Raw genomic sequence first — 9,890 nt, forward strand, 5'->3', positions numbered from 1 at the left:
TGCGATCTTTTGATCTTGTTTTAAGATCAAGATCAAAAGATCGCAGCCTGCGGCAGCTCCTACAGTGGGCGTTCGGTATTCAGTGTTGTTGCCGGCTCAAACACTCCAGCAAACAACCAGGATCCAGCACCTCGTCATTCACATAAATCCCGCGTTCGGCATCGTACGTGCGAATAAACACCCGCACCGTCGCATCCGCCACCGTCGGCAGTTGCGAATCGGAGAACTCATGGTCACCCGGGGTCACCACAAAATCCTGCGGCGCCGTATCGTCGTAAGGCTTGGGCGGCGTGGAATTCAGCGAATACGGAGCAGGGTGGGCGAAGGGCTGGTTCGGCCCGTAGTAAACAAAATTGCTGTCCAGCGCCTGCGCCTGAGTGGCAGCAAGCAGACAACCCATCAACAACAGCCGTTCGAGCATTAGCATGGCGGCACCTGCGAGTGCGGTATTCCCCAAGGCTATTAACTATAGCTGCCCTGCATTCAAGCGACTGGGTGATTGATCGCATGCCCCGGCTGATCGCAGGCCTTGATCACATAGCCGATTGCGCGAAGAAACTCTTCGTTATCCCCGTCTGCGAGTACCTGAGACAGGTATTCGCTGATGGCTTCGTCACTGTCCAGCAATGCTGCCACGTCGAAATTCGTTAACTTCTGGCTCATGGTTAAACCTCCTTAGCCATTTTTTGTGCGCGTCGGATGTCTGCGCTTCGTGAGGATATCCATGTGAGCCGAGTTGAATAGTCAGCCGTGTCCGCTATCTGTTTTGATAATTCGCCGACACTTGTAGGCATAAACACTCAGATATGTAGGAGCTGCCGCAGGCTGCGATCTTTTGATCTTAAAACAAGATCAAAAGATCGCAGCCTGCGGCAGCTCCTACACGGTGTGGCTTACAAGTTTGCAACAATCGGGATTGGCGGGCTGATCTAGACTCGGATTCGCTCAATCACGAGCATCGTTTGGAGTGCGCCATGGAAGTGCCCAATAACAAAACCGCCATCGAGAGCAATCGACAGGCGTGGAACGATTCCGCTCGCCATCATGAGGATTCGCCTGATTGGCAGGCCTTGCTCGGCGAAGTTGCGCAGGCGGATTTCTCTTGTCTTGATGAGACCTTGAGCGGGTTGCTCGAGGTCGATGGTAAGGATGTGATTCAGCTGTGCTGCAACAACGGCCGCGAGAGCCTGTCGTTGTTTGCCCACGGTGCGAAGAGTGTGGTCGGGGTCGATCAGTCGGCGGCGTTTCTCGATCAGGCGCGTGAGCTGAACAAGCGTTCACCGCACAACGCTGAATTCATCGAAAGCGATATCCATCATTTGCCGGCGTCTTTGCACAACCGTTTTGACGTGGCGCTGATCACCATTGGTGTCTTCGGCTGGATGCCGGACATTGACGAGTTCTTTCGCCATGTCGCTTCGACGCTGAAACCGGGTGGCAAACTGGTGATCTACGAAACCCATCCGTTTCTGGAAATGGTTGATCCCGATGCCGAGGATCCGTATCGCCTCGACAGCTCATACTTCCGCACCGAGCCGTTTGTGCAGGAGGAGCCGATTGTGTATGTCGGCAAGGTCGAGCAGCAGGCGGCGAAGTCGTATTGGTTTGTGCACACGCTGGGGGATATTTTCAGTGGTGCGATTGCGGCAGGCCTGAATATTGCGCACTTCAAGGAGTATGCGCATTCGAATCGGGAAGAGGTGTATGACCAGTACCTGAATCGCGAGGCACAGATGCCAATGTGTTTTACCCTCATCGCCATCAAGACCTGATAATAATCTGCGCGGCTACCGGCCTCATCGCTGGCAAGCCAGCTCACACAGGATTTTGTGTCGTACAGATATAAGCGGTACACCGCAAAACCCTGTGGGAGCTGGCTTGCCAGCGATGGCAGCCTCAAAGAGGCCACTCATTTCAGATCTGAATCAAGCCTGCGCCGCCGCACTCACCACCGGCCGCCCCGGTTTGCGCAGCGGTTCCAGCCTTGAACCCTCATACCGCGTTTCGCGGAAAAACTTCCAGCGGCCAAACAGGCAATACACGTGCATCACGCGCCCCTGCTCGTGATAGCCCATCCGCATATGCAGCTTCAGCGCCGGAATGTTGTGCGTCTCGCAAACGTCCACCACCTTGTTGCAACCCTGCGCCGCCATGGCCTCCCACAGCGCCACCTGCACGTCCACCGAAAGGCTGCTACCGAAGTAGGTGCGGATCATCTCGCCGCCAAACTCAAAAAATTCACCCGGCTTCACCGGGAACGTGCAGCCGTAATAATGACGGTCGTGATAATCACGAATACTGCCCCAGATAAACCCGACCGCATGCCCGTCCGCATCGACGTACATGTGCCCGGTGTGACCCTCGCCGGCAAGTTCTGCCATGGTCTCGACCCGGTCGCCAAAATGCTTTGTGAACGCAACAGCATTCTCCGCCGTGATGTCGACTTTGCGCAGGCCCTCGTAAGGGCGCAGCTTGTGCGGCGGCACCGGGCTGACCAGGTCGCGCTCCATCCACAGCAGCTCCCAATGGAAGAACACGTAGCGTTTCCACAGCGTGCCGAAGGTGCGGCCGAGGCCTTTCTGGCGGATGCGTTCTTGTAGTTTTGTGATGACGCTCATGATGCCCTCCGTGGCCGCAGCCCGGGTGTTGTGGATGGTGCTTTTGAGGGTATAGATCACCCTTGCCAGTTCATTTCAAAGTGCCATCTTCGAAAGTATTGCAAGGTATGTAACTCAATCGAGTGCCGCGGCACCGCGTAGAAAATCCTTGTTCAGATCGGTGTAGGAAACCCGTGCAACACCTGCCAGCCGCTGCTCTAGCACGCGGCTCAGGGGTTCGTCGGGGTTGAGGTAGGCGTCACCGAAGTCGGCGCCGAGTTGCGTCGGGTGCGCGACGATTTCCAGCACGCCGTCGGTCGGCGCGCTGTCGTTACGCAGGTCGATCGGCGTGCACACATAGTCAGCGGTGATACCGGCCAGACTCTGCAGACGCCAATTGAGCAATCCCTTGAATACACGCTTGGGCAGATTGAGGTTCTGCCCCAGGTTACGCGCCAGCCGAATCGGCACACGTTGCTGGGCGGCAAACCGCGCGACGATCTCGCCAATCGGCCAGATGTTGTGCACGTGCTGATGCGAATCGATATGGCTGGGGCGCATGCCGTGGTCGACGCAACGCTGCCACTGCGCCTGCAACTCCTGATGCACCGCGTCACGGTCTTCGCGGCCGAGCCAGAGGCTGTGGCGCGGCAGGCTAAGGTCGAACACGCCGTGGTCATCGCAAAAGGTGCGGCGAGCAAGAATCGCCTGGCTCAGGGGGCGTCCGTAGGTCAGGTTGAAATGCAAACCGACCCGGCCTTGCAACGTCGGGTGTCGGGCCATGGCACATGCCGCTTCAAACGCCGGCATGTTGGCCATCGCGGTGGCAGAACTGATGACCCCGGCCTGAAACGCGGCAAAGATCACTGCGTTTTCGTTCGGGCTGAGGCCGAAATCGTCAGCGTTGACTATGACTTGGCGAGGCATGTTCGCCCTCCGTGGTGACCGCGACAGGTTTCAGTGGTGGTTTCGCCGGCTCGGCACGCCGCGCGCGCCAGGCTTGCACGTGCGGTTTGAGTCGATGCCACAGGCGCAAGCCCAGTCCGAGCACAAGGCCACTTGGCCGCCACGAATAGAAACTCCAGCGCCAGTGCTCAAGTTGCCCGGTCATGCGTTCGTGCAGTTGATGGCTGGAGTTTTCCAGGCTGACCCGCGAGGCATCGATCCAGCGCCAGTTGTCGTCCAGCCCCCAGCGAATCCATTCCTCCAGCAGCACCCGGCCGCTGCCCAGGTCGGCGTATTGCGGCAGAAAGGCGAGGTTGTAATCGTAGAGCCGGCCCTGTTCCAGCAAGCCGAGGCGATAGCTGATGCAGCGGCCGTTCAGCTCCAGCGTCACCACGCGCACCAGACCTTGGCCGGCGAGGGCGGTGAAGGCGCGTTCGATCAATTGCCGGCTGTGTTCGCTGGCAAAAATCCCCACGCCCTCGTCACCTTTCCAGCTCACCGCTTCGACTTCGCTGATGGCTTGCAACAACGGCCCCATGCTTGTCGCATCGGGAATGATCCTGCGCACTTGGGCACCACACGCGGCAATTCGCTTGCGCGCGCGGCGCAGCTTGTAGCGCGGATCGCCAGACACTTCTTGATGATCGGCCTCGCTGATCAGATGCACCGGCACCCGACAACTCAAACGTCGCTCAGCGGTCGAGCTGCGCGCCATCCATTCGGTCAGCGCACTCTCTTCACCGGCAGGCTCGGACAGTTCATTGAGTTGCAGCAGCGCATGGGGCAGACGTTGGCGAATCAACACCAGTGCCTTGTGCATGTCCTCACGGTCGAGCAACGACAGCAGGGCCAAGCGATCTGCCAGCGGATACCCCAAGTGATGCAGCACTCGAAACGGCACGCCGGCAAAGCGCTCGCGACTCGCCACCAGCGGCAGACACAAACGCAATTCGTCCGCTTCCCAGCCCAGCAGGATGTGCAACCGCTCATCCGTACCAAGGGCCTGCTCGGCCGCGCACAACCAACCGAGGTTGTTGAACGGCGTGTGATCCGTCACCCGCAGGCGCAACGTTTCATACGCTGCTTCGGGGAAATCGGCGGCGCACAGTGAAGTGCGCCATTCAAATCGCGTCAGCATAGGCTCAGGCCGCCGTGGCTGTTACGGGTGGACGGGACGGTTTGCGCAACGCATCCAGACGCGAGCCGCTGTAGCGGCTTTCGCGGTAGAAGCGCCAGCGACCGAACAGGGTGTACACATTCATGATGCGGTTTTGCTCGGTGTAGCCCATGCGCAAGTGCAGCTTGAGCGCCGGGATGTTGTGGAATTCGCAGACGTCGACGACCTTGTTGCAACCTTGCGCGGCCATGGCTTTCCACAGCTCCAGTTGCAGGTCCACCGACAGTTCTGTGCCCCAATAGGCGCGGGTCAGTTCGCCGCCGAACTCGAAGAACTCGCCGGGTTTCACCGGGAACAGGCAGCCGTAGTAATGCCGGTCGAAATAGTCCCGCGAACTGCCCCAGATAAACGCCACGGCATCGCCCTGATCGTCCAGGTGCATGTGCCCGGTGTGGCCCTCATTGGCGAGTTCGGCCATGGTGCCGACGCGGTCGCCGAAGTAGCGGGCGAAGGCGCTGGCGTTGTCTGGCGTGATCTTCACCACCCGCAGCGGCGGGTAGGGTTTGAGGTTGTGCGGCGGCACCGGGCTGACCAGATCGCGCTCCATCCACAGCAGTTCCTGGTGGGAAAAGATGTAGTGTTTCCAGGCTTTCGCCAACGTGGCGCGCAGGCCTTTTTGTTTGATGTGTTCGCTGAGTTTGCTGACGATGCCCATGGTGTGTACTCCTGAACCTTGGCCTCGGCGAAACCCTTGTGGGGGGCTAGTGTGGTGAAGGTTGTGGTGGAGGGCTTCTGTGGCGAGGGGATTTATCCCCGTTCGGCTGCGAAGCAGTCGTCGCTCTTTAGCCTGAAAAAGCAGGGGCCGCTTCGCAGCCCAACGGGGATAAATCCCCTCGCCACAAAAGCTCCCCAGCACAATTCCTCTCACCACAATAAATCCCATCACCACAGTTTTCAGGTTCGCCTGGCCTTTCTCATGATTGTTCGGAATTGGCTTCATGACGCGATCCAGCTCAGTGCAAACAGGGTCTGGCCTGGCAGATCAAAGCTGACGCGTCCATCGCGGCAGGTGAACGGCGCGTCGCGGCTGCGGTTGTCAGCGCCGAAGTAGCGCAGGGCGCCGTTGTTCAGCGGGCACTTGGCGCCGCTCAGATTCATGCGTTGCAGGCGCGTGCCTTTGTTCACCCCGAGCAAGCCACGCTGATCGTCGCCGGCCATCGCCAACACATCGACTTCAAAGGAATCGTTTTCCAGCCACAGCACCTGATGCAGCCAATGCTCAGCGATAAACTGCTGCGCCAGACCTACAGGTTTCAACTCGAAACGTTGTTCATCCGCCGAGACCCGCAGCATGCCTTTGGGGTACTGCGGCTCATCGGCGGCCTGAAACCAGTTGAGCATGCTCAGCAGTCCATCCTGCGAAGCGTTGATCACCACCGACGCCCACCACAGCGAAGCGTAGTGGGTTTCCTGATCGTAGGGGCTGAGGCTAGAGCCGCTGGACATATTGGTCTGATCGAGCAGCAAGGCTTTGCGCGGCTGGCCTTGGCTGTCGAGGCCAACCAGTTCGGCGGCACGGCGCACGCTGTCGCGATAAACGCGCGTGGCGAGCAGGTCGCGGATCATCCATTCGTGCCACGCCAGTGCATCGACCTGATCGCCGGATTCGCTGAGCAAACGCCGCGCCCAATCGATCCCGCGCTTGCCCGCCGCGTTGTCGGCGAACGGCCCGTTGACCAGGCGCGAACTGGCCGGCATGGCAATACGCACGCCGGCCTTGGCATTCGCCGGGTCGCTGCGTACCTGCCGGGCCATGCTGGTGAAGATCGCCTGATACTGCGCGTAGCTGGAGTAATTGAGGTTCGGCTCGTCGGCAAACCCAATGTAGTGCGTACCTTTGCCGCCCAGCGCACGCGTCCCGGCCAGCCACGCATCGAGGCCGCTGTTGCTCTGCACATCGGCGCGCAGATCGGCCTGACGCTGACTGCCGGCCAGCAAGGTGATGTCCTGCTTGATGCCGAAACGATCCTGATACACCTGACGGAACGCGTCTTCGAAATGCGGATTCTTCGCCATCACATCAACAAAGCTGTAATAACTCGCTGCCGTCGGTTTCAGCGCATCCAGCGCCGCGTGACTGGCGGGCGGCGGCATCACGTAGGGCAGGGCGATGCCCAGATCCGGCGTGCGCCCGAGGACTTTATCGTGCAGGGTCAAACGGGTTTGCCCGGCGTCTTCGCGCAGCGGTTTCAGTTGCTGCGGATTCTGTGCAAACAGGTTCGCCGTGCCATCGAGCCAGAACGCCGCTTTGCCGCTGCCTTGCAAACGCAGGCGCCAGATTTGCTCGCGCTCGCTGACAGGCAACGCAACCTGATCAAACTGCCAATAGGCACGATAGGGTTTCAGCGCCAGGGTCAGTTGCTGATCATCGCCAACCCGCTGCGCCTGCAATCCACTGACACCGCCATGAAACTTGCCGGCCAGTACCGCGTGCTCACCCGGCGCAACCTTGAAATACAACTCGTCGCCATTGTGCGTATCAGCGCTGAAATGCACTTTCGCCGGGGCGAACAACGCGACCGTGCGTTCGTCATGCTCGACGCGATAATTGCGGAAGCTGTAGCCGGGAATCTCCAGCCGATAACTGGCCGCGCCGGGCAACAATGGCCAGCTCTGACTGCCACGTACTTCGCTGGCCTTGATAAACCGATCACCCGCCAGTTTGCCCTGACCGTCGAGCAGGTACACATGCTCTTCATTGGCCTCGGCCTGCCACGCCGGCGTCCAGCGTACGGTCACCGTGTCCGGCCGCTCCGCTTGCAGATACAGACTGCCGTCGCGGATCTCGCCCCAACGCATCGACGCGGCAAAGGCGTCCAGCGACAGGCCGAGACCGAGCAACAGGGCCAGGCCTTTCATGCGGTTTTCCGGCGTTGCAGCATCAGCCACATCGGCGTGAGGTCGCGGGGCAGAATGATCAGCACTTGCCAGAACGGCACGCCGCTCAAGCGGCAGTAAAGCACCAGCATCGCCACGGTCACCGCCAGGTAGGCAATCGATGAAGCCGCCGCCGCACCGACAATCCCGTAAGCCGGAATCATCACCAGGTTCAGCGCTAGATTGAGCAGGGCGCCCAGACCCATCAGCAACGACACCGTGCCAGGACGATTCTTGCCGAGTAAATCAAGACGCAAAATGCTCGCGTAGCAAAGGCCCAACAGACCCGGCAGCAAGGCGAGCAGGGCTGGATACGCCGGTTGGTACACCGCACCAAACAAGGTGACGATCAGCCATTCGCCAATCACCGCCATGGTCAGGCAGGCGCCGAGCATTACCGTGGCCGTCAGGCGCAGGGCCAGCGGCGTGACCTTGTCCATGCCTTCGTCCTGTTGCAACAGGCGTTTCATCAGTGGCGTGGTCACCGCTTCCGGGACGATCAGCAGCAGTTCGGCGGCAGCGCTGGCCATGGCGTAATGACCGAGCGCGGTGCTGCCGAGCAAGGCGCCGATGAACAGATAATCCGAGCGCAGAATCACTTGCTGGAACAGCAGGTCCGGATGACTGCGCGCGCTGTAGCGCAGCAGTTCTTTCTGGCTGGCGCGGTCCCATTGCAATTGCAAAGGTTGCGCACGTTTGAGCCAGACCCAACCGGCCAGCACCACCAGACTGATCCCGGCCAGCCAACTGATCAGCGCCGCTTCGAGGGCGGCGCTTTTCCACATCCAGAACAGCGCAAGAAACAGCAGCAGCGGCGCCAGCGACTCGACCAGACGCAAGGCGTTGAACGCAACCACACCACCCGAGGCGTTGTGCAAAGTCAGCAAGCCGCTTTTCAGTACCGTCAGCGGCACCGCCAGCAGCAACAGCCAGGCGAGCAAGCCAAGCTGCATCGTGACGTCCATCTCGCTACCGAATTCACGCACCAGCGCCACCACCAGCAAAGTCAGCAACGCCGCGAGCAAACAGCCGAACACCAACACCTGACTCAGCAGCAAACCCATCGGCCGCTGCTTGGCCGCCTGATAGCCGACTGCCGAATTCAAGCCGCCACTGGTGGCCGCGCTGATCAGATCCGGCAGGGTGCTGAGCAGCGCAAACAGCCCGCGCTCACTCGGCCCGAGAATCCGCGCCAGCAACACGTTACGCAGCAAACGCAGGGCGATCATCGCCAGTTTGGTGCCCATGCTCAGCGCCAGATGCTTGAGGTAGTTGCTTCGGCTCATGGCCGCGTCCCGCGAAAAATCCGCCACGACAACAACTCCGGATTGCGTGCGGTGCGCTGGCTGACACCAAAACGCGGCAGGTTCAGCGGATCGCTTTCGCCGCGATAAATGCCGGTGCCGGTGCCAAGCGCAAACGGATATTCATGATTGGCAATCTGTTGCCGCACGCGCTCGTCGTTGTCGCCATTGGGGTAGCAATACACCGGCAGCGGCCGGTTGCAGCCGTTGTACAGGGCATCGCGGCTGCGAGTGATTTCTTCGTCCAGGCGCACATCGTCGAGGCCGGTGAGGATCGCGTGACTGGCACCGTGCGGGCCGAAACGCACCAGACCGGAGGCCTCCAGCGCGCGCACCTGATGCCAGTCCAGCGCTTGCGGTTGTGACTCCTGCGGGCACTCATCGGTCAGCCGTTCCAGCTCCTGCGGGTCAATCGACTTCAATCCTTGCAGGTAATGCAGCAGCGCCAGGCTGCGCCGGTCGACGTCGATGTCATCAAGCAATACCGGCAGCGGGTGATGCAGGCTGTGCAAGCATTCGATCAAATGCATCCGCGCCTTGTCGCCGTGGCTGCCCCACAGGGTTTCACCGAGGCTTTCCCACCAGAAGCGCTGGCGGCTGCCGATGAAATCGGTGGAGAGAAAAATACTCGCCGGCACCTGATGTTTTTGCAGCAGCGGGAAGGCATTGACCGCGTTATCGCGCCAGCCGTCATCGAAGGTCAGCGCCACGCGCGGACGCTCGGTGCGCAGCGAGTTGGGCTGGAGGATTTCCATCAGCGGCACGCAATCGAAATGCTTGCGCAGCCACACCAGCAAATGCTCGAAGGCTTTCGGCCCCACGCACAGTTCGTTGCGGTGCGGCAGGTCGGCGGCGCGGTCGTTGGCCAGCACCCGGTGCAGCATCAGAATCACCCCGGCGCCGTGCAACTGGTTGCGGCCCATCGACGAGTTGAGATAGAGCCAGCCACTGGTGCGTTTTAGTAGTTGTTTGATCGCCATGGCTTCGATC

Annotated in this window: 9 protein-coding genes and 1 pseudogene; 1 reads left to right on the forward strand and 9 read right to left on the reverse strand. The window is 60.2% G+C overall.

The features are described from left to right. Positions 1 to 79: 79 nt before the first annotated feature. A complete protein-coding gene (locus PMI37_RS20365; RefSeq protein ID WP_008084446.1) occupies positions 80 to 427 on the reverse strand; it encodes a hypothetical protein in 348 nt (115 codons plus the stop codon). A 98-nt stretch (positions 428 to 525) separates the two neighbouring features. Continuing rightward, positions 526 to 663: pseudogene (locus tag PMI37_RS20370) on the reverse strand (helix-turn-helix domain-containing transcriptional regulator); the annotation flags it as partial. A gap of 311 nt (positions 664 to 974) precedes the next feature. Here PMI37_RS20370 and PMI37_RS20375 point away from each other — a divergent pair. Then, entirely contained in the window at positions 975 to 1,772 is a 798-nt protein-coding gene (locus tag PMI37_RS20375) for a class I SAM-dependent methyltransferase (protein WP_008084449.1), read from the forward strand. 153 nt (positions 1,773 to 1,925) lie between these two features. Here PMI37_RS20375 and PMI37_RS20380 read toward each other — a convergent pair whose 3' ends face one another. The 7 genes from PMI37_RS20380 to PMI37_RS20410 all read right to left on the reverse strand — a co-directional run bounded on the left by PMI37_RS20380 (position 1,926) and on the right by PMI37_RS20410 (position 9,880). Next, positions 1,926 to 2,618, reverse strand: a complete 693-nt coding sequence (locus PMI37_RS20380; RefSeq protein ID WP_008084451.1) for a hypothetical protein — start codon at positions 2,616 to 2,618, stop codon at positions 1,926 to 1,928. A 114-nt stretch (positions 2,619 to 2,732) separates the two neighbouring features. Next, a complete protein-coding gene (locus PMI37_RS20385; protein ID WP_008084453.1) occupies positions 2,733 to 3,524 on the reverse strand; it encodes a ChbG/HpnK family deacetylase in 792 nt (263 codons plus the stop codon). Further along, positions 3,496 to 4,680, reverse strand: a complete 1,185-nt coding sequence (locus PMI37_RS20390) for a GNAT family N-acetyltransferase (protein ID WP_008084456.1) — start codon at positions 4,678 to 4,680, stop codon at positions 3,496 to 3,498. The genes PMI37_RS20385 and PMI37_RS20390 overlap by 29 nt, the downstream gene beginning before the upstream one ends. Positions 4,681 to 4,684: 4 nt before the next feature. Further along, a complete protein-coding gene (locus PMI37_RS20395; RefSeq protein WP_008084458.1) occupies positions 4,685 to 5,374 on the reverse strand; it encodes a hypothetical protein in 690 nt (229 codons plus the stop codon). Between the two features lie 281 nt (positions 5,375 to 5,655). Then, positions 5,656 to 7,578 (reverse strand): hypothetical protein, encoded by a 1,923-nt coding sequence (locus PMI37_RS20400; protein WP_008084459.1) that lies wholly within the window; start codon positions 7,576 to 7,578, stop codon positions 5,656 to 5,658. Continuing rightward, on the reverse strand, positions 7,575 to 8,882 hold the full coding sequence (locus tag PMI37_RS20405) for a lipopolysaccharide biosynthesis protein (RefSeq protein WP_045123214.1): 1,308 nt from the start codon (positions 8,880 to 8,882) through the stop codon (positions 7,575 to 7,577). Before PMI37_RS20405 ends, PMI37_RS20400 begins: the two co-directional genes overlap by 4 nt. Continuing rightward, complete coding sequence (locus PMI37_RS20410) at positions 8,879 to 9,880, reverse strand: polysaccharide deacetylase family protein (RefSeq protein WP_008084464.1); 1,002 nt, start codon at positions 9,878 to 9,880, stop codon at positions 8,879 to 8,881. Before PMI37_RS20410 ends, PMI37_RS20405 begins: the two co-directional genes overlap by 4 nt. Between the last annotated feature and the right edge of the window lie 10 nt (positions 9,881 to 9,890).

Source organism: Pseudomonas sp. GM80, from assembly GCF_000282515.1.
In the GTDB taxonomy this organism is placed as follows: domain Bacteria; phylum Pseudomonadota; class Gammaproteobacteria; order Pseudomonadales; family Pseudomonadaceae; genus Aquipseudomonas.

What these genes read in the sequence shown, in the direction of transcription:
- PMI37_RS20365 (WP_008084446.1), bottom strand. Translation starts at nt 427, where the DNA reads ATGCTAATGCTCGAACGGCTGTTGTTGATGGGTTGTCTGCTTGCTGCC.
- PMI37_RS20375 (WP_008084449.1), top strand. Translation starts at nt 975, where the DNA reads ATGGAAGTGCCCAATAACAAAACCGCCATCGAGAGCAATCGACAGGCG.
- PMI37_RS20380 (WP_008084451.1), bottom strand. Translation starts at nt 2,618, where the DNA reads ATGAGCGTCATCACAAAACTACAAGAACGCATCCGCCAGAAAGGCCTC.
- PMI37_RS20385 (WP_008084453.1), bottom strand. Translation starts at nt 3,524, where the DNA reads ATGCCTCGCCAAGTCATAGTCAACGCTGACGATTTCGGCCTCAGCCCG.
- PMI37_RS20390 (WP_008084456.1), bottom strand. Translation starts at nt 4,680, where the DNA reads ATGCTGACGCGATTTGAATGGCGCACTTCACTGTGCGCCGCCGATTTC.
- PMI37_RS20395 (WP_008084458.1), bottom strand. Translation starts at nt 5,374, where the DNA reads ATGGGCATCGTCAGCAAACTCAGCGAACACATCAAACAAAAAGGCCTG.
- PMI37_RS20400 (WP_008084459.1), bottom strand. Translation starts at nt 7,578, where the DNA reads ATGAAAGGCCTGGCCCTGTTGCTCGGTCTCGGCCTGTCGCTGGACGCC.
- PMI37_RS20405 (WP_045123214.1), bottom strand. Translation starts at nt 8,882, where the DNA reads ATGAGCCGAAGCAACTACCTCAAGCATCTGGCGCTGAGCATGGGCACC.
- PMI37_RS20410 (WP_008084464.1), bottom strand. Translation starts at nt 9,880, where the DNA reads ATGGCGATCAAACAACTACTAAAACGCACCAGTGGCTGGCTCTATCTC.